20 protein-coding genes are annotated in these 23529 nt (G+C 62.7%); 8 read left to right on the plus strand and 12 right to left on the minus strand.

Annotation, left to right across the window (positions count from 1 at the left end; translation table 11 throughout):
- Nucleotides 1-23: 23 nt before the first annotated feature.
- Nucleotides 24-650 (minus strand): cysteine hydrolase family protein, encoded by a 627-nt coding sequence (locus tag DYST_RS06835; protein ID WP_239950893.1) that lies wholly within the window; start codon nt 648-650, stop codon nt 24-26.
- A 129-nt stretch (nt 651-779) separates the two neighbouring features.
- Here DYST_RS06835 and DYST_RS24295 point away from each other — a divergent pair, with 129 nt between their 5' ends.
- On the plus strand, nt 780-1754 hold the full coding sequence (locus DYST_RS24295) for an AraC family transcriptional regulator (RefSeq protein WP_428993964.1): 975 nt from the start codon (nt 780-782) through the stop codon (nt 1752-1754).
- Between the two features lie 165 nt (nt 1755-1919).
- Entirely contained in the window at nt 1920-2291 is a 372-nt protein-coding gene (locus DYST_RS06850; protein WP_239950895.1) for a hypothetical protein, read from the plus strand.
- Between the two features lie 61 nt (nt 2292-2352).
- On the opposite strand, the gene DYST_RS06855 is transcribed toward DYST_RS06850, so the two are convergent.
- From DYST_RS06855 to DYST_RS06875, 5 genes are all read right to left on the minus strand, one after another.
- Nucleotides 2353-3519, minus strand: a complete 1167-nt coding sequence (locus DYST_RS06855; RefSeq protein ID WP_343214860.1) for an NAD(P)H-dependent flavin oxidoreductase — start codon at nt 3517-3519, stop codon at nt 2353-2355.
- A 126-nt stretch (nt 3520-3645) separates the two neighbouring features.
- Nucleotides 3646-3882, minus strand: a complete 237-nt coding sequence (locus DYST_RS06860) for a hypothetical protein (RefSeq protein ID WP_146010515.1) — start codon at nt 3880-3882, stop codon at nt 3646-3648.
- 237 nt (nt 3883-4119) lie between these two features.
- A complete protein-coding gene (locus tag DYST_RS06865) occupies nt 4120-6792 on the minus strand; it encodes an ATP-binding protein (protein ID WP_343214873.1) in 2673 nt (890 codons plus the stop codon).
- A gap of 9 nt (nt 6793-6801) precedes the next feature.
- Entirely contained in the window at nt 6802-8202 is a 1401-nt protein-coding gene (locus tag DYST_RS06870; RefSeq protein WP_239950901.1) for a GAF domain-containing protein, read from the minus strand.
- Between the two features lie 17 nt (nt 8203-8219).
- On the minus strand, nt 8220-9359 hold the full coding sequence (locus tag DYST_RS06875; RefSeq protein ID WP_239950903.1) for a response regulator: 1140 nt from the start codon (nt 9357-9359) through the stop codon (nt 8220-8222).
- Between the two features lie 317 nt (nt 9360-9676).
- Between DYST_RS06875 and DYST_RS06880 the strand changes: the two genes are divergently transcribed.
- Nucleotides 9677-10210, plus strand: coding sequence for a hypothetical protein (locus DYST_RS06880; protein WP_239950905.1), 534 nt, complete (start codon nt 9677-9679; stop codon nt 10208-10210).
- Between the two features lie 132 nt (nt 10211-10342).
- Entirely contained in the window at nt 10343-10549 is a 207-nt protein-coding gene (locus DYST_RS06885; RefSeq protein WP_102303414.1) for a dodecin, read from the plus strand.
- A gap of 27 nt (nt 10550-10576) precedes the next feature.
- Here DYST_RS06885 and DYST_RS06890 read toward each other — a convergent pair whose 3' ends face one another.
- Complete coding sequence (locus tag DYST_RS06890) at nt 10577-11773, minus strand: aminotransferase class V-fold PLP-dependent enzyme (RefSeq protein WP_239950907.1); 1197 nt, start codon at nt 11771-11773, stop codon at nt 10577-10579.
- Between the two features lie 321 nt (nt 11774-12094).
- Between DYST_RS06890 and DYST_RS06895 the strand changes: the two genes are divergently transcribed.
- Nucleotides 12095-12247: a hypothetical protein gene (locus DYST_RS06895; RefSeq protein ID WP_239950908.1), complete on the plus strand. Its 153-nt coding sequence runs from the start codon at nt 12095-12097 to the stop codon at nt 12245-12247.
- A 175-nt stretch (nt 12248-12422) separates the two neighbouring features.
- Here the strand turns inward: DYST_RS06895 and DYST_RS06900 are convergent, their stop codons facing one another.
- The 4 genes from DYST_RS06900 to DYST_RS06915 form a co-directional block, all read right to left on the minus strand.
- Entirely contained in the window at nt 12423-12656 is a 234-nt protein-coding gene (locus tag DYST_RS06900) for a hypothetical protein (protein ID WP_233202436.1), read from the minus strand.
- Between the two features lie 315 nt (nt 12657-12971).
- On the minus strand, nt 12972-14702 hold the full coding sequence (gene poxB / locus DYST_RS06905) for a ubiquinone-dependent pyruvate dehydrogenase (protein ID WP_239950911.1): 1731 nt from the start codon (nt 14700-14702) through the stop codon (nt 12972-12974).
- 145 nt (nt 14703-14847) lie between these two features.
- Nucleotides 14848-17178, minus strand: a complete 2331-nt coding sequence (locus DYST_RS06910) for an isoamylase (RefSeq protein WP_239950913.1) — start codon at nt 17176-17178, stop codon at nt 14848-14850.
- 266 nt (nt 17179-17444) lie between these two features.
- A complete protein-coding gene (locus tag DYST_RS06915; protein ID WP_239950915.1) occupies nt 17445-18284 on the minus strand; it encodes a plasmid replication/partition related protein in 840 nt (279 codons plus the stop codon).
- Nucleotides 18285-18448: 164 nt separating this feature from the next.
- On the opposite strand from DYST_RS06915, the gene DYST_RS06920 reads away from it, so the two are divergent.
- Nucleotides 18449-19384: a peptidylprolyl isomerase gene (locus tag DYST_RS06920; RefSeq protein WP_239950917.1), complete on the plus strand. Its 936-nt coding sequence runs from the start codon at nt 18449-18451 to the stop codon at nt 19382-19384.
- Here DYST_RS06920 and DYST_RS06925 read toward each other — a convergent pair.
- On the minus strand, nt 19309-20208 hold the full coding sequence (locus tag DYST_RS06925; RefSeq protein ID WP_239952084.1) for a DUF4349 domain-containing protein: 900 nt from the start codon (nt 20206-20208) through the stop codon (nt 19309-19311). The two genes, DYST_RS06920 and DYST_RS06925, sit on opposite strands and share 76 nt — an antisense overlap.
- A gap of 178 nt (nt 20209-20386) precedes the next feature.
- On the opposite strand from DYST_RS06925, the gene DYST_RS06930 reads away from it, so the two are divergent.
- Together DYST_RS06930 and DYST_RS06935 are read left to right on the plus strand one after the other, a co-directional pair.
- Nucleotides 20387-22546, plus strand: a complete 2160-nt coding sequence (locus tag DYST_RS06930) for an AsmA family protein (protein WP_275666938.1) — start codon at nt 20387-20389, stop codon at nt 22544-22546.
- A gap of 55 nt (nt 22547-22601) precedes the next feature.
- Complete coding sequence (locus DYST_RS06935; protein WP_239950921.1) at nt 22602-23525, plus strand: DMT family transporter; 924 nt, start codon at nt 22602-22604, stop codon at nt 23523-23525.
- Nucleotides 23526-23529 lie beyond the last annotated feature (4 nt).

A 23529-nucleotide genomic window follows, 5' to 3' on the forward strand; every position in this document is an offset into this window, starting at 1 on the left:
CCTTCCCTGCGGAGAGGCCTGCGTCAGGCGGGCGACACCGCCAGCAGCGGCAACGCAATCAACGCATCCGTGGTGAGGATGTCGCCGAAGGCATCGTCGATGGCGGCCAACGCCGCCTGATGCAGGGCAGCATGCGTTACGGTCTGCCCACCGGCAGTGTCGAGGTCGCGGGTGGCGCAGGCGTCCCCCACCACCACCACGCCATAGCCGAGCGGCACGGCGTCACGCGCTGCACCGGTGACACAGGCGTGGGTCATGAGACCGGTGATCACCAGCGTGTCGATACCGGCCTGTTTCAACTGGCGATCGATATCTGTCGTCGGAAAGACGCTCACTGATGACTTCGTCACCACATGGTGATGCGCGGCGGGCTGTAAGTCGGCATGGAACGCGACAGTATCGCTGTCCTCCGCAAAGATGGGACTACCCGATGGTGTCACATGCCGCACGTGATACACCGCCATGCCCGCTTCATCGGCGTGCGCAATCAGGCGCCGTGCGTTACGCAAAGCCGCGTCGCCATCGGGAATCGGCATGCGGCCGGCGAAATACTCGTTCTGAAAATCGATCACCAGCAGCGCGGTGCGGGCGGGAGTCAGGGCCGCCGGTGTGGCAGCGCCGGACATGGTGCGGATGGTTGGGTGGGTCATGGTGTTCTCCTGTCGGATCATCGGGTGACGCCATGTTCCGCATTTGGTGCACCGCCTAAAAGTGGCCTGAATGACAACCTATGATAGATTTCGGCCAATGCGGCTCCGCAGCCGTACCCGGTGATTCCTATGCACACCATTGCCGTCATCGCGTTCGACGGGATCAGCCCGTTCCACCTTTCCGTCCCCTGCATCGTGTTCGGCGACGATCTGCTCAAGCTGGGCGTGCAACGCTATCGCCTGTTGATCTGCGGCGAACGTCGGGGGCGTATTGCCACCATGTCCGGCTTCGATATCGAGGTGAAGCACGGCCTGGGTTCGCTCAAACAGGCCGATACCATCATCGTGCCGGCTTGGCGCACGCCGAGCGAACGCCCACCGGAGGCTGTGCTGCGCGCGCTGCAGCAAGCGCATGCTCGGGGAAGCCGCATCGTCGGCCTGTGTCTGGGCACCTTCGTGCTGGCGGCAGCCGGCCTGCTCGACGGCCGGACGGCCTCCACCCACTGGGCGTGGGCGGACGAATTCGAGCATGCGTATCCCGGCGTCACGCTGGATCGCCATGCGATCTATGTCGACGAAGGTGACGTCCTCACCTCCGCAGGTACGGCTGCAGCCATCGACTGCTGCCTGCATCTGGTACGGCGCGACCTGGGTGCTGACGTCGCCAATCGCATTGCGCGACGGCTCGTCGTCGCCCCGCAACGCCATGGCGACCAGGCGCAGTACATCGAAAACCCCGTGCACAAAGACGATGCCCCGGATGCACTGAGCAAGACACTCGAGTGGGCCATCGCGCACCTGAGACCAACCGCTTGGCGTCGAACAACTGGCCGATCGCGCGGGCATGAGCCTGCGCACGTTCAGCCGACACTTCCGCAAGAAGACGGGAACTACCGCTATTTCCTGGCTGCTTCACCATCGTCTCGCTGCCGCGCAGCGACTGCTGGAAACCAGCCATCATTCGATCGACCAGATCGCCGGGGATGTGGGCTTCGGCTCGACCGTGTCATTCCGCCAACACTTCACGCGCACGTTTTCGATCTCACCGGGCAGCTATCGGCGACAGTTCCATGCACAGCCAGGACACTAGCCCTGATGGCATGACGCGCGGCTCATGAGTTCGTAGACGCCTATGGCAGGCGGGCAAAAGTCAACGCAGCACCACGGCGGTCAAATTTAGGACTTGTCCTATGTGTTGCACGCGCCTGCTAGGGCAACCTGCTTCCACCTGCCGAACCTACGCGCACGGCGCATTGATGGAGGCCCTCCATGCTCAGCACCCATTTCGTTCCGCATAACGAGCTCCACGTCTTTCGTGGCGGCGAGTGGCAGTTCAGCGTCGCGGAGTTGCGGCTGAAACGTGATGAGACAGCGGATACCGAGCCCCTCGCCCATCAATTCTGCCTAAGGTCGCCCGGCCTCGATCAGGTCGCATTCGACGTACGCGACATCCGACCGATGGATCAGCAGATGACGTGGGATCCGCATCTTCGCGTGGGACGACTCACGCGCCTGCTCGACAAATGCTTCGACGCCCCGAAAGACATCGTGGACGCCATCGCACCCTATATGTGCCCGCTCGATGCGTCGGTACGCTTTGCCACGCCACCCCAATCCGAGAATGGCGCTGCAAATCCGTAGGGCATCGGCGGCTGGCTCGGTCGCGTACCAACTGCCACAGGCCAACACGGAAAGCCCCGTTTCAGACCGACGCCTTCCGCCATTCCGCGATCAGCGTTTCCATCAAGGCATGTGAGGACATCGTCCTCGCGAGCGGTGCGCCCTGCCCGGCCCAATGCGCGCCGTACCCAGGCTCGCCGGCGGCGCGCCCCGCTGCGTTCAATGCTTTGCCCGCGTCGTAGCCGATCGGATAATCCGGCACGTCAGCGTCCGGCACAGAAGCACCAAGACGTGTGAACAAGCTTGCCAGGCTGCGCGCCGGCCGCCCGGACACCGCGCGCGTCACAACAGTGGCGTAGGCAGCGTCGCTCGCCAGCGCTTTGCGGTAACCGGCATCGGCTAGTGATTCGTCCGCTCCGATAAAAGCCGTACCCAATTGAGCCGCTGCGGCACCGAGCTTCAATACGGCGGCTATGCCCGCGCCATCCATGATGCCGCCAGCAGAAATCACAGGGACACTGACGTTCTCCACCAGCAAGCGCGTCAAGGCAAACGTGCCAAGCCGGCTATCTTCCGCGTCGGGATCGAACATGCCACGGTGCCCGCCCGCTTCATAACCCTGGGCGACGATGGCATCCATGCCGGCGGCTTCGAGCGCTTTCGCCTCCTGCACATTCGTCGCCGAACCGATCAGAAACACGCCAGCGTCGTGCAACGCCTTGACCTGATCCGGCAGTGGCACGCCAAAGTGAAAGCTCACCACGGTCGGCCGTTCGGCCACCAACATGGCGAGCATGGCCTCATCGACGAGGAACGACGTGTAGATCTCCTTGAGCGATGCCGGAGGCGTTGCGCCAAAACGCGTGAACTCCGGCGTCAGCCGGGCGAGCCACGCCGTTTCCTTCACTGCATCTGCATGCGCGGGCCGGTGCGCGAACACGTTGATGTTGAGCGGCCCCTTGCTCAGCTGACGGAACGCATGAATAACGCCGCGCGCCTTCTCTGCCGTCATCGCGCCCACACCCAGCGAACCCAGCCCGCCGGCGTTGCTCACCGCAGCGGCCATAGCCGGAGAGGAAACGCCAGCCATCGGCGACTGGACAATGGGCACGCTCATGCCAATCGCGTTGAGCAACGAAGAAGATGCGTGCATCGCCATGGTTGATCGCTCCTGCCTGGGTGGGGACAGTGCGAAGTTTACGCGCCTGCGATGACACATCGGAGCGACGTATTCGCGCAGGGCATGCATGCGTGTTGAAAATCAGCGATAGCCTGGCATTGCCATTAGTGCACCCACACCCGCAACGACGTCCACCTCACCCGCGGCACGCCGCCCACGGACGGCGCGCCGCAAGATAGCTCCATGATTGCAACGTCAGTGCGTTGTGGTAGCGGGAGCTGGTGAACTTTGTGGATAGGCCGGCGCGGGCATCGCCGCGCTACTGCCTGGAGCGGGCGACGACGCAGGCATGGCTGGCGATGGTGCCGCCGTCGAACTCACGGGCGCAGGCGGGGGCGTGTTGCCATTCTCGCTGTCGTGATTACCGCACCCGGCGAGCACAGCCACCAGCAGCGCCAGCGGACCCACCATCTTTCGTGCTGAAAGCATCATGATTTATCTCCGTGACTATGTCGGATCGATTTCGCGCTAGCCGACTTGCATTGCGAATCGCTGTCCATAGTCGTGCACTTGGATGCGTCGCAACTGGCTCTCACGGGATTGATTGTCTTTTCTATGGCGCCAATCTCATGTGCAAGACATGTCATCCTTTTGCACATGCGGCACGGTGTTCAGTAGGGGCTTAGGTTTCTTCACACATCTGTCACGCGCAGCGGAAAAACGGCCTATCTAGCGCGCATCCATGGTTTTAATGCGCTCAAGCCCTTCGAGCACGGGATGCAATGCAGCCACGACTTTCGCCAGCAGGCGGTCCACTTCCTGCTGGGGCGAACCGTTCTTACAGGCTTGCTGCAGTTCGCTGGCCGCCGTGGCAACCATCGACGCTCCGATATTCGCGGCGGACCCGCGCAGCGTGTGCGCGATGCGGTAAGCCTCCGACGGGTCGCGGTCATTGGCCACCTTGAATGCCTGCGCAAACTCCTTGTTGCTCTGCAGAAACATGCCTAACAAACGACGATAGAGCGCCGCGTTGTTACCGCAGATACGCAAACCCATCGGCTGATCGACACCCGGAAGCTCACCTGCTACGCCAACATCCACGGCCATGGCGCCAGCGGATGCAGCGCGAGGCTTGATCCATCGCGCCAAGGTGGCAAACATGGTGGGGATATCCAACGGCTTGGCGATGTGATCGTTCATGCCAGCCGCCAACGCCTTCTCGCGATCGCCGACCGAGGCATCCGCTGTCATAGCGATCACGGGAAGATCGGCGAGGTGTAATTCCGTGCGAATGGCGCGGGTTGCAGCGTAGCCATCCATAACGGGCATCTGGCAATCCATCAGGACGCCGTCGACGCAGGGATCGGCCGCCACGATGTCCACGGCCTCGCGTCCATTGTGTGCCACCACCACATCGATACCCTCGCGCCGGAGCAGCTCTACCGCCAGCTCCCGGTTCAGGTCATTGTCCTCAGCCAGCAGTACCCGCCGCCCGGATAACGCAGAGGCGGCGCGGGCCTGTGCCTCCGGCTGCGCGATGTCCACCGTTGCTGCGCGAGCGGGAGTGCGGTCGAGCAAACGAGCCAGGGCATCACCCAGCGCGCGTGGCGTCACGGGCTTGACCAATACATCGCCCGACGCTCCGGTGGTTTCATCCCTTCCGTCGCGCCGATACGCCGACACCATTGACAGCAGCCGCTCGTGGCCATGCACGTTGGCGGCGATAGCCTCATACCCCGGTATACGCGCGTCGACCAACACAACACGATACGGCCGTCCGTCACGGCGGGCCTGTTGCACGCGTCGCGAACCCTCATCCGCGGTTCCTGCGACGTCCACCGCCCAGCCCAGTCCGCCAGCCATGGCAGCCAGAATTCGGCAGGTTGCATCGCTGTCGTCAACGAGCAGCAGCGACGCGCCTGCAACCACGGCTGGCTCTGGCGATGTGCTGCCCTGCGGCTGCACGCGCAGGCTCAGGCGTACATGAAACGTCGATCCACGGCCAGGCTCGCTCTCGACCCAGATCGCTCCACCCATCATCTCCGCCAGATCGTGGGAGATGGCTAGCCCGAGCCCGGAGCCGCCGTACTTTCGCGTGGTGGACGAGTCGGCCTGCACGAACGACTCAAAGATGCGCGCGCACTGATCGGCGTTCATGCCTATGCCCGTATCGGTGACACGGAAATGCAGCGTTACCTGCTCACCATCGCCCTGCTCCTTCTCGACGCCGATGATGATGGATCCATGGTCGGTGAACTTCACCGCGTTGCTGGCAAGATTGACGAGGATTTGCTCCAGTCGCAGCGGGTCGCCAACCAACGCCGTCGGCGGGTCGCCTTGATACTGGAATAGCAGCTCCAACCCTTTATCTTCTGCCTGCAAGCCGATCATGCCCGCGACGTGTGTCATCACCTCATCCAGGTTGAACGGCACGCGCTCCAAGCGCATGCGTCCCGCCTCGATGCGCGAAAAATCAAGGACATCGTTGATGATGTGCAGCAGGCTTTCCGCGGCGCGGTGAATGTTCTCCAGATAGCTTCGCTGCCTGTCATCGCTCGGCGACTCCAGCGCGAGATGACTCATGCCGATGATTGCGTTCATCGGCGTACGGATTTCGTGGCTCATGTTGGCGAGAAAGTCGCTCTTGACCCGGGCCGCCTCCTCCGCTGCCTCCTTGGCATGCAACATGGCGGCCTGCGCTGCGTTGTGGTCAGTGATATCTACCAGCCAGGCCAACACGCCCGGCTCGCCGTCGTAGTCGATGGGCAGAAACGTAGTGAGCATGTCGCGTTCGCGGCGTTGCGCGTCGTACATGCGAACCTCGCTATTGGACACCATGCCCTGGTTGTCCAGGCTGGCCCAGATACGCGCGCGCTGACCGGTCTCCACATACATCGGCGCCGTGGTGTCACCCACACCGACCCCAAAGGTCGCCAAGAACTTGGGGTTGGCAAAGCAGATCCGCCCCTGTGTAGATACGGCGATGCTCACTGGACTGTTGTCGAGGATGTACTGGAGCCGCTCCTCGCTCTGCATGAGCGCCAGCTCCATGGCGCGACGCTGGCTAACGTCGCGCACGGCGGCACATACGCAGCGCCCCTGCGTATCCAGTGCGGGGAGGAAGGAAAGGCCGATCTCCACCGAAAGCTCGCTGCCGTCCTTTCGCCTGCCACGCAGATCGACGTTGGCGCGCCCCATCCGCCGGCTCTCGCCTTGTACAAAGAAGTTCTGGCGAAGCTTGACGTGATTCGCATCCGACCGCGGAGGCACCAGCCGCTCGATGGGAGCACCTTCCAATTCGCCGCGTTGGTAGCCGAACATCGCCTCCAGGCGTGGGTTGGCGAGGACAATGCGGCCCTTCTCATCGACGATCATCATGCCGTCCGGCGCGGATTCGATGATGCCGCGATACTAGGCACGGGCGGCTTCAATGGTGTGCTGCGTCGCCTCCAGCGCGGCGGTTTTCTCGATGAGCGATGCGGCCTGCTGCCTGCTCTGCTCCAGCAGGTGGCGCATATCCAGCCCGTGCTCGAGCATTTCCATGTTGATGGCCAGCACCGGCAGCAGTTCATCGACCAACGCCTGCTGTGCGTCGGTGAACGGCGCGAGCGTGCCCAGCTCAACCACGCCGAGCAGGCGCTCATTCCGTACTACGGGGATAACCAGGATCTGGACGGGAGGGTTCTCCCCCAGTCCTGTCGTCACTTTTAAGAAATCAGCGGTTGGGTCAGAAAGAGTAAGCGTGCGCCGCTCCACAGCGCATTGCCCGACCAGACCTTCTCCCATGCTGAACACCGGTCGCGCCAGCGCTGCGGCATAGCTTCCTTGCAGGCGCAGTCGCCGCGTGGATGGTTCATGTGCGTAGAGCGCCGCGTGGCCGATGGGTACCAGCCGTGCCATGGACGAAAGAAACCGGTCGCCCAACACATCGGGCTCGGTGATCGATTGCAGCTCGCGCGCAATCGATGCTGCGTGCGCCGTCACCCAGCGCTGCGCTTCCGTCTGCCGGCCTTCCGCCTGCAGAGTCGCGATGGCGCGGGCCAACTCACCCACTTCGTTGGGATAATCCGTATAGGGAACGGTGATGTCCAACCGGCCGACACTCAGCAATTTCAGTGCATTTCGCAACCCCTCCGCAGGACGCCGTACCGTGCGACTGATCAGTCGGCCAAACAGCACGCCGGCGATCAGTCCCAACACGATCAGCCACACGGTGAGCTCGACATCGACATGGAAGCGCGCAAAGGCGTTCTGTACCTCGTCGCTAGCACCTGCCCGCTTTACCCGTGTGATGCGATCCAAGGCATCTCTGGCGACGATACCCGCTTGCTGAAAGTCGCTCGAGACAATGACGTCGGCGGCGACGTGATCTTGCGCGCTATTCGTACTGAGCAATGCCGCCACACTGTCGACCTGATGTGCGTAGTTCGCAAAGGCCCGCTCGAATTCGGCGAGGTTATGTTTGTTGGCCTCGCTGTAGATACGCGGCGAAGCTTGATCCATCTCGCTTCGTACCAGGGCTTGTGCTTCAGACGCTTCACCCAGCGCAGCTCGGCGCCCGGGCCCCGGCGCCGACAGCACGGCCTGTCGCAGATCCTGCCCCATATCTGCCAGCGCCGCCCGTGCGGCTTCGATATGGAGCAGGCCCTGCATGTCCTGCTCGTAAAGCCGTTCGATCCGCTCCATCTGGATGCGCTGCACACTGAGGCTATAGGCGCCCAACAAGATCGCAATGAGCAATACGCCGCCGAACCCAAGTTGCAAGCGTAGTCGCAACGGTAGGCGTTCCAGTCGTTCGAACAAGCGGCTCATCGATTTCCGCCATACCTTCAGGTAGCAAGATGATGCGCGAGGCCATTGCCGTGCGCGGCATCCTCATCGGAGAACTGGCCGGCGATCGCGCGGAAGGTATCCTGCTTCGACAGGAAGGCATCGAGCACATCCGGATCGAAGTCTATGCCTCGCTTGGCGGCCATCATGGCGACAGCCTCCTCGTGCGTCCTGCCTTTCTTGTAGACACGCGGGCTGATCAGCGCGTCATACACGTCGGCAACGGCCATGAGCCTCGCGGACACCGGAATGGCCTCACCTTTCTTGCCTTCGGGATAGCCGCTGCCATCCCATCGCTCCTGATGGCTGTACGCCATCTCCTTGGCGATGCACAGGAACGCCATCGGCGTACCCAACCGATCTTCAGCCCGCTGTAGCGCGTCGCGCCCCAGCGTGGTGTGCGTCTTCATCACCTCGTACTCTTCCGGCGTCAACCGTCCTGGCTTGAGCAGGATGTGATCGGGGATGCCGATCTTGCCGATGTCATGCAAAGGCGCGGACTGAAACATCAGCAGGCGCCCAGGCTCATCCAGTACGGCCGCAAAGCGTGGGTGGTCTTTCAGTGCATCGGCCAGCACTCTCACGTAGTGCTGCGTGCGCCGAATGTGGTTCCCCGTTTCGTTGTCGCGCGTCTCGGCCAGCGAGGTAAGCGCGAGGATAGTCGCCTCCTGGACAGCCGTGACTTCTCGCGTGCGGCGGGCCACCTCGCTCTCGAGGTACGCGTTCTTGTCGCGCAGGAACTCCGCCACCGCCCGCAACCGAAGCTGCGCGGCCACGCGCGCCATCACCACGGGAGGATTCACCGGCTTGGTGATGTAGTCCACCGCACCCAGCACCAGCCCACGCGTCTCGTCTTCCGTGGCATTGAGCGAGGTGAGGAAGATCACGGGGATGTCCCGTGTCTTTCCGTTCGTTTTGAGCTGGCGGCAGACATCGAAACCGGACAAGCCCGGCATGACGACATCGAGCAGGATCAGGTCCGGTTGCTCATTGGAAGCGATGAGCAACGCCATTTCGCCGTCGGATGCTTCAAGCACGCGATAGATCGGCCTCAACAGTTCGGACAGGATCAGCCGGTTATCGGCAGCGTCGTCGACCACCAGGATGGTGGCCAATTCGTTGGCGTCTAAGTCTCCCATTCCTGCCATCTCCCCCACGCAGCTCAGGTATGGCGCCAAGCGATGGTGTTGCCCGGCAAAGCGAAATAAACCCCCAACGGACGTGAAGATGGCGCGTAGGCAAACCGGCTGCACCGTGACAGAGACGAAACGTACTTAGACCGAATTACCTAAACACCCGACCGTAGATGTTCGCTATCCGCAGGGGCACGCAAAACGCTGAAATACGGCGGAGCACGAAGCTCCCATGCATACGTTGCAAGCGACGCATTCTTCGCCACGCAGGCTGCCATGAATCCCTCTACGGCCAAGCGATTGCCACCTATCCGGAGCAGCTCATGAGCGGGATAGCAGTAAAGATCAAACACGAGTTCATGAAGTTGCTCCCGCCGACGATCTTCTTTTTCGTCACCATCAATATCGTCGTATTGATTCGTGCGCTTCTCACCAAGGGCACCGGGCTCTCGCTGCCAACCTTCGCCACCATCGTGATTTCCGCGCTGATCCTCGGCAAGGCCGTGCTGATCGCCAACATGCTGCCTTTCATCAATCGTTTTCCGGAAAAGCCGCTGATCTGGAACGCAGCATGGAAGACGTTGATGTACATGGCGGTCGCGACATTCATCCACTATCTGGAACGCCTGCACGAGTTCTGGAAGGAAACGCACGCCATCGGCGCCGCCAACCACCAACTGATGACGCAAATGAACTGGGCTCACTTCTGGGCCATCCAGCTCATGTTGCTGATACTCATCTTCAACTATTGCGTATTCGCCGAACTTGCCCGCGTGATCGGTGAGCAAAAGCTCAGGCAGATGTTCCTGGGCCCGATGCCGCTTGCGCCGGGCCCTGCGAACGGGCCGGCGACCTAGGCGCTGCCGCCACACCGGCTCGGCGGACGCCGATAAGGCCGCCCAGAGCAGCCTTCACACCTTCTTGGCGAGTGGGGGTATGGAGTGGTTGGAGGCCTGCGATCCGGCACGGCCCCAGTGGAGACCACACGCATGTCCGAGCACGTCTACAAGTCCATCGAACTCACCGGGTCCTCCAAGACCAGCAGCGACGATGCCATCCGTACAGCCATCGAGCATGCGTCCAAGACAGTACGCAACATCCGCTGGTTCCACGTCATCGACACCCGTGGCCACGTCGATGACGGCAAGGTGGCGTACTGGCAAGTGACGTTGAAGGTGGGCTTCACGTTGGAGTAACCGGGCCGGCACCCGGAGCGATCGGCGTCAGCCTGGCGACGAAAGCAACCACGCCGCACAACGCGCGACGTCGCTCGATCCATGCCAGCCGTGGAACGCGATGCGCAGGTAGCCTTCGCGCGTGCTCGCGCTGATGCCCTGCGCTTGGGCAGCATTGAGCAAACGCGCCGATGTCTCGGGCGGCACCGCGAACGACAGTATCGAACCCATCTTGCCTGCCGCGAGCAGGTCTCCCAATCGCCCCGCCTCCACCGCCCACGCCGCGTCTGCCGCCAGCATGGCGAGCAAGCTCCGCTGCAATTGGGCGACATGCGCCTGGATGCTCGCCGCCCCACCGCTCTGCACCAGCAAGCGGATGGATGACGCCAGCGCCGCGCACGACAGGATGGACGGACTGCCCGCCTCCAGGCGTCGCCCGTCCGTCGCCCAGGGTTCATCACTCTGCGTTTGCGTGCCGCTCTGCGAGAAATCGTCGGGTGCGGACAGCCAGGTACCCAAGGGGATCAGCTGCTGGCGGAACGTGCGATCCGTCCACAGCAAGCCCTGTCCCTGCAGACCCAGCAAGCCCTTGTGCCCGCCGGTAGAAAACGCGCTGACGCCATCGAACGACGAAGCCACGGTGCCCGCGCCCTGGATGCCGTCGACGACCAGATGGACGCCGCGCTCACGGCACCCCCGGCCCAACTTATTCAGATCAAGCCGAACACCGTCCTGGTAGCGCACCCACGACACCGCGATGACCCGCGTGCGCGGCGTAATGGCGTCCAACAGCCGCTGTTCGGGCTCGATGCCCGCGTCGGGAGCACGTGCGGACTGCCCTTCCCACAAGGCAACCTCTGTGCAGGTCACACCGCGGCGTGCAAGCGACAGCCAGGGTAGCCGGTTGCTGGGGAACTCCCCGGCGGGAATCACCACCTCGTCACCCTGCTGCCAGGGATACCCCAGCGCCACCACTTCCAGCCCGGTCGAGGTGCAGGTCACCAGACTCATATCGTGCGCATCGACACCAAGCAGTGTCGCGCTGATATCACGCAGGGATCGCTGCACGTCGAGGAAATCCTCGTTCCAGCGCAGATCCCAGGGGCGAAGTTCGGTATCCAGCAGAGCACGCACCGTGTCCGCAGAGGCCAGGGGCAGCGGACCGTCCTTGCAGTGCGATAGCCAGAGCAGCTCTGGCGGCATGTCGAACAATTCGGGCGCTATCAACGGGGAAACAGCGTGCATCACCAATGTGTTCCTTGAGCCAGCATGGACAACCCGGTCACGCCTGGCACCTCGGCGGTGCGCATGAACCGAAGGTTCGGCACCGTATCACACCGGATCCGATGGCTGCCCTGGGTGCACCGGGTCTTCCTTCACGCGATGTCCGCGCTTGTCCGCAGTCCGCGCCACCTGTCCGGACAACGTCCGCGGACAGTTCCTGGGCGTTTGAAGGAATGGTGAAAATGGCTTGGTGACGCGGTTTTCCAGCGATATCGCGCGTTGGCACGAGGCTTGCCATGTATATCCATGAAAGCCACTCAACCCCGTTTAAGGAGAACCATCATGAAATTCGAGAACCTGATGCTGCACAGCCTGTTCGCCGCCTGCCTGCTGGTCTGCGTGCTGACCTTGGGCGCCATGATCAGCGCACCGAGCTATGCACCTGCTTCCATCGCGAGCGCTAACCACGTTACCGCGACGCAGCCGGCCGGCTGAGAAAGCCACCGTGCGTTCCGCACTGCACACCGTGCCCCGACTGAGCAACCGCTTCAACGCGACCACTAAGAAAAAACAGCCCGGGGGATATCCCGGGGCTCGATGAGCGCAAGGGCGTGCGCTTGAAGACGCAGTTCCGCGAAAGCCATGCAGCCCGATCCTCAGGAAAGGGCCGTCAGAACAGTCGACTCAATTCGGTCATTCCGTGGCGTTCCATCGTGGCGTACAACTGCTCCCACCACCATCGCCGGTCTCCCTCATCGATCGCTGACGTGGGCATATGTACCAGTTGCTCGAAAGCCGCCCAACGATCCTCTTCGGGCGCATCGATAGCAGCCAGCCGGACCAGTTCCGCATCCAGCTCCGCAAACTTCGCTGTCAATTGCTCTCTGGAGTAACGCACAGGCATCGCGCCGCTACCGGGTCATGGCACTGTTGCACCGCTTACTTTCTACGGCATTTCGCTACGGCGCTATGCAGAAATCCGGCAGCAAAGACCTGCGCGCATGGCGCGCCATGGCCTATCGCGCTGACTTTCATTCATCACGCACGGGCAAACGCAGCAGACGCGGCCCTTCTTTCACAACCCTGAAGGATTCCCTTCGCCTGCCTGACAGAAACGCCCCTATTGATCGCTCATACAACGAGTGCTGCGGGGCCAGCCCATCAGCCAGCGGCCAGAAAGCCCGCGCAAGCAGCAGCGCCGTAGCCGGTATCTCTGCGATCAACGGAACAGATTGCTCTTCGCCAGCTCGATCAGCTCGTCGCCACGCCCATTGATGACGGTACGCAGTGCCCACAGGCCGAAGCCCTTGGCTTGTTCCAGCTTGATGCTGGGTGGCATGGCCAGTTCCTGTGTATTGGTGACCACATCCAGCAATGCGGGACCATCGTGCGCAAGGATGTCTTTCACCGCTGCGGGCAGATCGCCGGGATCTTCCACGCGTATGGCGTGCACGCCGGCCGCCCGCGCTACGGCGGCGAAATCAGGATTCACCAGCGACGTCCCCGTTTCCAGGTAGCCACCCGCCTTCATCTCCAACGCCACGAAGCCGAGCGTGTGGTTATTGAACACCACCACTTTCACCGGCAGCTTGTGCTGCACCAGCGTGAGGAAATCGCCCATCAACATGGTGAAACCGCCATCGCCGGAAAGGCTGATCACCTGCCGTGCGGGAAACGCGGCCTGCGCACCGATGGCCTGAGGCATAGCGTTCGCCATCGAGCCATGCACCAACGAGCCGATCAAGCGTCGACGCCCATTCATGCTGAGATAACGCGCAGCCCAGATCGACGGCGTGCCCACATCAAAGGTGAAGATCGCATCGTCCGCCGCCGCTTCGCTGACCAGCTTGGCCAAGTATTGCGGGTGGATGGGCTTGCGCCCTGGCTTGCCTGTCGCCAGTTCATCCAGGCCTTCCCGCGCCTTGCGATAGTGCGCCAGGCAGGCATCCAAGTAGGCCCGATCCGTCCGCGCCTTCAGCTTCGGCAGGAGCGCACCAATGGTGGCGGATACATCGCCCACCATGCCGAGATCCAACCGAGTGCGTCGCCCGAGATTCTCCGGTCGCACATCGACCTGCGCGATCTTCGCGTCCGTCGGATAGAACTGGCGATACGGGAAATCGGTGCCCAGCATCAACAACGTGTCGCAGTTCAACATGGCGTGATAGCCGGAGCTGAAGCCGATCAACCCGGTCATGCCGACGTCGTACGGGTTGTCGTATTCCACGTATTCTTTGCCACCAAACGCATGCACGATGGGTGCTTTCAGTGCCTCGGCCAACTTCAGCAAGGGATCATGTGCACCCGCGCAACCGCGTCCACACAGCAAGGTGACTTTGCCGCTGCCATTGAGCAATTGCGCCAGTGCATCGACGTCCGCCGCTGCTGGCTGCACGACGGGAGGCCGGAGCGCCATAGACGCGCCCGCCGACGGCTTGGCGTTCAACTCGCGTAATGCGACGTCACCAGGAATGATCACCACCGCTACACCACGCAAGCCGACCGCCGCGCGAATGGCGCTTTCCAGCACGCCAGGCAATTGTTCTGGACTCGATACCATCTCGCAGTAGTGGCTGCATTCGCGAAACAGGGATTCCGGATGGGTTTCCTGGAAGTAGCCCCGACCAATTTCCGCACTGGGGATGTGTGCCGCAATAGCGAGTACCGGTACACGCGAGCGATGGCAATCGAACAGGCCGTTGATCAGGTGCAGGTTGCCAGGGCCGCAGCTACCGGCGCAAACGGCGAGCTCACCGGTGAGGTGCGCCTCCGCGCCTGCCGCGAATGCCGCGGACTCCTCGTGCCTCACGTGGATCCAGTCGATATCGCCGCGCCGCCGCAGCGAATCGGTAATGCCGTTGAGGCTGTCGCCCACGACACCGTAAATGCGCTGGACACCGGCCACATGCAGCGTTTCCGTTACGACATCAGCCACTTTGGTATTCGCCATAACCTGAATCCTTGAGAGGAAGAAAACGAGCCGCTACCCACCGCGCTTGTTTCGAGTATGGCGATGAGATCGTGACAGACACGTCAGCCTAGCCCGCTCCTCTGCCACCGGCGCTACCCGTTCGGGTAACGCCGGTGCCTCGCGGCTATTTGGAGATCAACAGCAGCAGCGATTGACCGCATTGCCCATAGGTGGTGCCAGCGCCACCGATCAAGGTCTCGTTGCCCGGAGCAACAAACGTATTGGCGCCATCGTTCCAATCGCAGGTATCGGTGACGCGATACCACTGCGTACCCGACGGCGGCGCAGGCAAGGTGAACGTCACGCTGCTCGACCAACCGTTGTATGCGACGTAGATGGAATTGCTGTCGCCCAACGACGGCCCATTGATGGTGTAGGCAAGGGCGTAGTTGCTGGTGTTGTTCCAGTAGTTGCTGTCCGCCACCGCTCCACTGGGCTGATACCACACCAACTGGCTGCCGCTATACCAACTTGACGGGCGAAGCGCGGGATGCGCCTTGCGGAACGCGATCAAGCGCTGCGCATAGGTATAAAAGTTCGACTGGTCGGTGGTCCAGCTGTAGCTGAGCCAGTTCGCGCTGGAATCGAGGTTATACGCGTTGTTGTTGCACTGGAGCGTGCGCAGGTACTCGTCACCGCCCTGCATCAGCGGCGTGCCCGCCGACAACATCTCGAAGGCCATGCCTGTTCGCGCCGCACGACGCTGGTCGACAGCGGCACCGGTACCCGCCGACATACCCTGATCCCAACTGTAGTTGGTGCTCGTGCCACCGTCCGACGGTCCGTAGGGCCATGCCTGGCTGTTGCTGGCGCCGTTGCAGGAGTACACGTCCTTCAAGGTCAGGCCGTCATGCACGTCGATAAAGTTGATCGAGTTCCACGGTGACCGCCCGCTGGACTGGAACAGGTTGGACGACCCGGAGAAGTCATTCGCATCCTGCGTCACGTAGATGGTCATGCTGCCCAACTCGTTCTGCGCTTGCCGCAGGCTGTCGCGGAACAAGCCGTTCCATTCGGACCAACCCTGTGGAAATCCGCCCAACTGATACGAGTTGCCACCGATGGCCCAGGGTTCCGCGAACAGGTCCAGGCCACTACCGCCCGCAGCAGGCCGAACGGTGAACTCGCGCAGGATGCGGTTGATCGCCACATTGGAATCCGCCGCGTCGAAGTTGTAACCACCGTTCGGGCAATTCGGTGCGGAAGCGGTGTACGCGCCATTGAGGCAACTGTTGCCGAGCACGGAGGCAAGGTCGAAGCGGAAGCCATCCACGCCCATCGTGTTCGCCCAATAGGCCAGCGAGTCGACGATAAGGTTCTGCGCCACGGTGTTGTACGTATTGAAGTTCGCGCCGATGCCAGTGTTGTCGTAGAAGTACTGATTGCCGGAGGTCAGCTCGTAGTACGTGGCATTGTCCAGGCCACGCCACGAGTAGATGGTGGCCGTGGTCGGATCGCTGCTGGTCCAGGTACCGCCTTCGGCGGTGTGGTTGTAGACCACGTCCATGTAGACCTTGATGCCCGCGTTGTGAAACGCCTGCACCATTGCCTGGAATTCCGCGGTGGGACCGCCAGCCGCCTTGTTGTAGGCATAGCGGCGATCCGGCGAGAAGTAGTTCTCCGTCATGTAGCCCCAGTAGTTCTGGTTGGCGTCTGAATTGGGAACCACATCGTTCGCGTCGTTCTGCGTCTCCTGCACCGGCAAAAATTCCACCGCCGTCACGCCGAGGCTGGCGAGGTAACTCGCCTTCAACCCCGCGCCGTAATAGGTGCCGCGATACTGCGCAGGAATGGAGGTGTCCTGCTCAGTGAAACCGCGCACGTGTACTTCGTAGATCACATCATCCTTCTGCGCGCGCGTGGGCTTGGTGCCGGTACTTTGCGTGCTGGGCACCAGCACCACGCCCTTGGGCGCGTAGATGCCGCTGTCGGTGGTGCGATAGCTCGCGCCAGAGGCGAACACGTTGCCGTTCTGGTTGGACGGGTTCAGCGGATCCTGGCTCACTTCCTGCGCGTAGGGGTCCAACAACAATTTGTTGGGGTTGAAGCGGTTGCCATTGGTATCGACGTCGGAAACGAAGCCCACCTGCGAGCCTTTGCCCCAACTGCTGGCATAGGGCCAGTTAGGTCCCCAGGCGCGATACCCGTAGTACACCGCGCCCGAGATGCCTGCCCCCTGGATCGACGACACCGGCACCGTTACCGCCCACACACCACTGCCCGCCGGGCTCAGCGTGTACGTGGCCGACTCCTGCACACCGTAGCCTGCCGAATAGAGGTACAGCACGATGCGCGTAGCCTGCGAGGAGTAGACGCGAAAGGTGATGTTGGCCTGTTGCGCGTCGTAGCTCGCGCCCAGGCTCATGCTGTTGATGGCCGCATGCACCGGCATGACGGGCACACCGGCGAGCACCGCACAGCCAAGCAGCGCGGCGAGAATCTTTGGGCACTTCATGGGTCAGCCTCCATCCTGTTTCGTTGACGATCAGGTCGAACAGCGTCGGCGCCACGGTGCACATCCTTGCCGCGGCGTGCGGGCAAGCGAAAACCACTGTCGAAAGGAGGAACGGGATGCACAGATCAGACATCCCACGGCATACCGCGCGTACTCCCCACGCGCGGCAGCCACCTGGTCGGCAGTGCGATGCATCGTAGAAAGCATCGCAATGCAGCAACCAGCCATTGCATACGTATTCATTGCGGACGGCGTCCGCAAACGCGTTACGCGTTGGCCGAGCGCTCCCAGCGCGCGAGCTGTTCGCGCAGCGCTTCGTTGTCGGCCTTCAGGTCCGCGACTTCCGCGGTCAGTTCCGCCACACGTCGGCGCAGCGTCGGCAAATCCTCCTCGCCGGCCTCCGGTTCCTTCTTCGGCTTACGCTTGGCGTCGCGTACGCGCTTGGCCGCCTGCTTGAGCTCGTCGTCGCCGGCGATGGCGGCTGCGCGCTGCTCTTCCTCCGGCAGGGTCGCCACCGCTGCCGCCGCGTTGATCGACAGCGCGCCGGACTTGACGGCCGCGACCACTTCAGGCGCTGCCTGCTTCTGGATCTTTTCGATCATCACCACCTGGCTGTTGCTCAGGCGTGCTTCGCGCGCCAGCTCCTGCCGGCTCGGCAAGGGCTCAGCCTTGCCTTTCGCAACGGACGGTGCGTCGGCGGGCTCCTGCACGGCAACGTCAGGCGCTGCGTCGGTTGCGGGCGCAGGTGCTGCATCGTCCTGCGCAGGCTTGGCCCGCGTGCGGCGCTCCGCCAGGATCTCACGCTTGCGCAGCGCCAATACGCCGCGCTGGAAATCGGACACGCTACGCCGCCCCAGGTGCTGCTCGATCATCCACAGGTGCACGTCCTCCATGGACTGGAAGCGCGTGTTCTGTACCGTGTTGAACGGCAAGTCGTGCGTCTTGCAGATGCCATAGCGGTTATGACCGTCCACCAGCACATTGCCCCACAACACCAGCGAATCGCGGCAGCCTTCGGCGAGCAGGCTGCGCTCCAGCGCCTCGTGCTCGTCGGGGGTGAGCGGGTCGATGTAGGCCTTGAGTTCTTCGTTGACGACGATGTCCATAGAGTCAGGCAAATACGGCAAAGGGGCGGCATTGTAGAGAACCTGCGCCTTTGTTTCGCGGCTTGTGCTGGCGGCCCGAACGTGCACAGCGCCCCTACCGTCCGGCAGGGGCAGCCACCGGCGGGCTCTGCTACCTTGCAAGCTTTCCGACACGGGGAGATTCCATGCTGCTGCGCCGTTGCCTTGCCCTTGCACTCGCCGTCGCACTGCCCGCCACGGTGGCCGCGGACGAAACAAAGCCCGCACATACGCCATCGCCCAAGGAGCTTCTCGCCAAGTCCCAGCCGCAGGAATGGCGCACGCCCGATCCCCAGAATCTGCTGGTGATGCAGCTCCCGCAGGGCCGCGTGCTGATCGAACTGGCGCCTGACTACGCGCCGTTGCACGCCGCCAACATCCGCACCATGGCGCACGAGCACTATTACGACGGACTCGTCATCGAGCGCGTGCAGGACAATTTCGTCACCCAGTGGGGGGATGCCGCCAACGAGGACGATAGCCACACCAGCAAGCTCAAGCCGCTGGGTTCCGCCAAGGACAGGTTGCCACCCGAATACACGCGCCCGTACGACGCGAAGCTGCCCTTCACTGCCTTGAAGGACGGCGACTTCTACGCGCCGGAAGTGGGCTTCTCCGAAGGCTTCCCGGTGGGGCGCGACAAGGCCCATCAGCAGCAATGGCTGACGCATTGCTACGGCATGGTCGGCGTCGGTCGGGACATTGACCCGGAAACCGGCAGTGGCAGCGAGCTCTATGCCGTGATCGGCCAGGCCCCGCGCGCGCTGGATCGCAACATCGCCGTGGTCGGCCGCGTGCTGCAGGGCATGGAGTATCTATCGGGCCTGCCACGCGGCACCGGTCCGCTGGGCTTTTACGAGAAACCCGAGCAGCGCATCACCATCCGCTCGGTCCGCCTTGCCGCGGATCTGCCCGCCAGCGAGCGCCCGAATGTCGAGGTGCTACGCACCGACAGCGCAACCTTCACCGCCCTGGTGGATGCCAAGCGCAATCGCCTCGACGATTTCTATCGCATCCCGGCCGGCAAAGTGGACGTGTGCAGCGTGAACATCCCTGCGCGCGACGCCAAGGCAGCGCATTGATGCCAGGACGTCGCCGCTGCAACGGCGGCGACGTCCTTATGGGAACACTTGCTTGAGACCGCGCCGCGCTCGCGCGACTTGCGCGTCACTTTGCGCCATACCCAGCGCCACGCGAGCGCCAGCACGAAGACCAGCGGAAGGAAGGGAATGGCATAGGCCAGCATCGACAAGGCTGCACGTATGCCTTCCACCAACTGGTCAGTCCAGTCGCCCAATGACAAGCCGAAACGCTGGCTGCGCGTCTTATCGGTGAAATCCATCTGCAGCAGATTGGTGTCGATGCGTCGCTGCTGCTGGGCCGCGGTGTTCTGAAGCTCCTCGCGCTGCACCTGAATCTGTGCGCGTTCGTGGCTGAGCGCGATGAGGTCGCTGGTCGATATGTCCTTGCGCTGAGCCAGTTGCTCGACTTGCACGGAATAGGTTTCCAGCAGCTTCCGCTTCTGCTCGGTGTCGTTGACTGCATCGGCGAGATCCTCTGCCCGCGTCTGCCGCCACGCCAACTTGCCGTTCTGGCTGGCCATGCTGCTGAGTGGTTCTACGCCTGACGGCACCACGCGCACGGCCAGCGTTCCGTCGTGCTCGCTCTGCTCGAAGCGCAACACGTCACAAGTACCGAAACGTGCTGAATCGCAGGCTTGCCGCACGGCCGCCATGCGCGGCGCCATCTGCCCCTCCGGCAGTTCAATGCGCAGATGATGTTCATAAGCCAGCTTCGCGCCGGCCTTTGCCTTCTCTCCGCCAATCCCCTGAGGCCCCGCTTCCTGCTTGTTCGAACATCCGGCAACCAGCAACACCAAGGCGGCGGCCAGCATCCCATGCTTCATCACGCGCATATTCCTTCCCTGTTTTCTCCAGTCCTGCGCAAAGTAACGCAATTCCTGCCGATATCCGCGCGATGTGCGTGGATATCGTGAACAAGCGCTACGCCCCTACACCCCAAGACCACGCCTTCTTCACCTCTTCGGCCGGCAGGATGCCCACGACGCCATGAGGGAGCGAAGCATGCGGCGGGTGTGGAAAATCGTGTCACGGATTATCGGCGTCTGCCTGGCGCTGATCGTGGTACTGCTGATCGTCATCGCCACGTTCGACTGGAATCGGCTCAAACCCACCATCAATGCCCGCGCCAGCGAAACCCTGGGGCGGCCGTTCGCCATCAATGGTGACCTCAGCGTGCATTGGCAGCGTGAGCGACGCGCGAGTGGCATGGAAAGCTGGGTGCCGTGGCCGGAGTTCGTTGCGCAGGACATCCGCATTGGTAATCCCGACTGGGCCAGCCAGCCGCTGTTTGCACGATTGGACGCGCTCCACTTTCGCATTTCGCCATTGCCGCTGATCGCGCATCGGGTGGAAATCCCGGTGCTGTATCTCTCGCAACCCACGATTGACCTGGAGCGCAACAAGCAAGGTCAGGCCAACTGGGAGTTCACCCTGGCCGACAGTGGTTCGCCCTCCGCTTGGCAATTCGACCTGCACGCTATCGGCTTCGATCGCGGCCACGTCACGCTCAGCGATGCCGTCAGCAAGAGCGAGCTCCAGGTCACGATCGAGATGCTGCAGCATGCCATTGCCTATGGCGACATCGTGGCTCAGCAATCCACCGATGCGCGCGAACAGGCCCGTCGTACCGTGGGTGCGGCCGCGAAAACAGAGCTCGCCAAGGATGCGGACAAGGATGGCAACGAGCCCGGCCATACCAACGCCACCTATCAGTTCGTCTGGCAAGCGGTGGGCAAATACCAGGGTGCGACGGTCGACGGCAACGGCAAGACCGGTGGCGTGCTGGCCCTGCAGCAGTCGGACCAACCGTTCCCACTGCAGGCTGATGTGCATGTCGGCGACACGCACATCGCCATGGTGGGCACGCTCACAGATCCCTTGCACTTGGCTGCGCTCGATATCCGCCTGTGGTTCTCCGGCACCAGCATGGCCAAGCTCTATCCACTCATCGGCGTGACCCTGCCTGATACGCCGCCCTATGCGACGGAAGGCCATTTGAAGGCGAACCTGAAGCGCGGCGCCAGCCACTTCTCGTACGACCATTTTCGCGGGCGCGTGGGTGGCAGCGACCTGTCCGGAGATCTTGCCTTTGATACCGGTGGTGCGCGCCCCAAGCTGTCGGGCAGCGTGACATCGCAATTGCTGCGTTTCGCCGATCTCGCACCACTGATCGGCGCGGACTCCAACGCACAGAAGCAGCAGCGTGGCGATGCCACGTCCCAGCCAGCCGACAAAGTACTGCCGGTCGAGCCGTTCCGCACCGATCGCTGGCAGGCGATGGATGCGGATGTCACCTTCCGAGCCGCCCGCATCGTGCGTGATGCCGCGCTACCCATCAACGCGCTGTCGACGCACGTGATCATGGACAACGGCGTACTCACGCTGGACCCGCTCGACTTCGACCTCGCCGGCGGCAAGGTGGCCAGCAATCTGCATCTGGATGGCAGCGCCACGCCGATGAAGGGCACCATTCGCCTCAAAGCGCGCCACCTCAAGCTGAAGGAGCTGTTTCCCACCTTCGAACCGATGCGCACCAGCTTCGGCGAAATCAACGGCGACGCGGCGCTCGATGCGCGCGGCAACTCCGTGAGCGAATTGATGGGCACCTCCACCGGCGAGCTGAAGCTGCTGATGAACGACGGCGCGATCAGCAAGACCTTGCTGGAAACCGCTGGCCTCAACGTGGCGAACGTGGTGATCGCCAAGCTGTTCGGCGACAAGACGGTGAAGATCAACTGCGCGGCATCGGACCTGGCGGCGACCAACGGGCTCTACGAAACCAAGCTGTTCGTATTTGATACCGAAGACGCCACTATCCGCGTAAACGGCAACGTCAATTTCGCCACCGAAAAGCTCGACCTGGATGTGCGACCCGAGTCGAAGGGCTTGCGCATCCTGTCGCTGCGCTCACCGCTTTACGTGAAGGGGACCCTCAAGAATCCCGACGTTGGCGTGCAACCCGGACCGCTGATCCTGCGTGGCGGCGGCGCGCTTGCGTTGGGCATATTCGCTGCGCCGGTTGCCGCCCTGCTGCCGCTGGTGGCCGCCAGCAAAGGTGCCCCGGACAACACGTGCACAACGGTGCTCGAGCAGATGCGCGGATCGTCCAAGGCACGGCCCGCACCGGTCCCGGTGAAAACCAAGGCGACCCCGGCCCACTGAACCCTGGCTGCAACGCTAGAATGTTGGGCTCATCTCCCTCCCCCGACATCCACGCATGCAACCGGTAACCAAGGCCCGCTGGCAGATCCATTTCTGCGTCCTGTTCTGGGGCTTCACCGCCATCCTGGGCAAGCTGATCACCCTGCCCGCGCTGCAGTTGGTGTGGTGGCGTACCTTGCTGGTGGCGGGCGCGCTGTTACTGAGCCCGAAGGTATGGCGCGGCCTGAAGGCGATGCCCGCGAAGCTGCGCTGGAGCTATGCGGGCATCGGCGTGCTGGTATCGCTGCACTGGCTGACCTTCTACGCCGCCATCAAGCTCGCCAACGCCTCGGTCGGCGCTACCTGCATCGCCCTGGGCCCGGTGTTCCTGTCGCTGGTGGAGCCCTGGATCGCCGGTCGCAAGTTCGATCCGCGTGAGTTGCTGATCGGCGTTGCGGTGGTGCCCGGCGTGGCCATGGTGGTCGGCGGAGTGCCCATGGACATGCGCATGGGCATCGTCGTGGGCACGGCGTCGGCCCTGCTGGTGGCGCTGTTCGGCGCCTTCAACAAGCGGCTGGTGGAACACGGCGACCCGCTCACCGTGACCTGTATCGAGCTGGGCACCGGCACGCTGTTCCTTACCCTGCTGGCGCCATTGCTGCCCGGCCCCGCTTTCGTGCTTCCCAGTACCCACGACGCCATCTTGCTGCTGGTGTTGTCGTTCGGCTGCACCCTGCTGCCGTTTGCCCTGGCACTGGTCGCCCTGCGCCATATGAGCGCCTTCGGGACGCAGATGGTGACCAACCTGGAGCCGATCTACGCCATCGTGCTGGCCATCCTGCTGCTGGGCGAGCAGCGCCAGCTGGACGGCTGGTTCTATGGGGGCGTGGCGGTGATCCTGGCCGCCGTCTTTATTCACCCGTTGCTCACGCGCAAACAGACACCGCCGTCACAACCGGAACTACTGGGCACCGCGGAAAGCCACAGTGTGGTTGAATAAAGCG

The organism is Dyella terrae (genome assembly GCF_022394535.1).
Taxonomy (GTDB): Bacteria; Pseudomonadota; Gammaproteobacteria; order Xanthomonadales; family Rhodanobacteraceae; genus Dyella.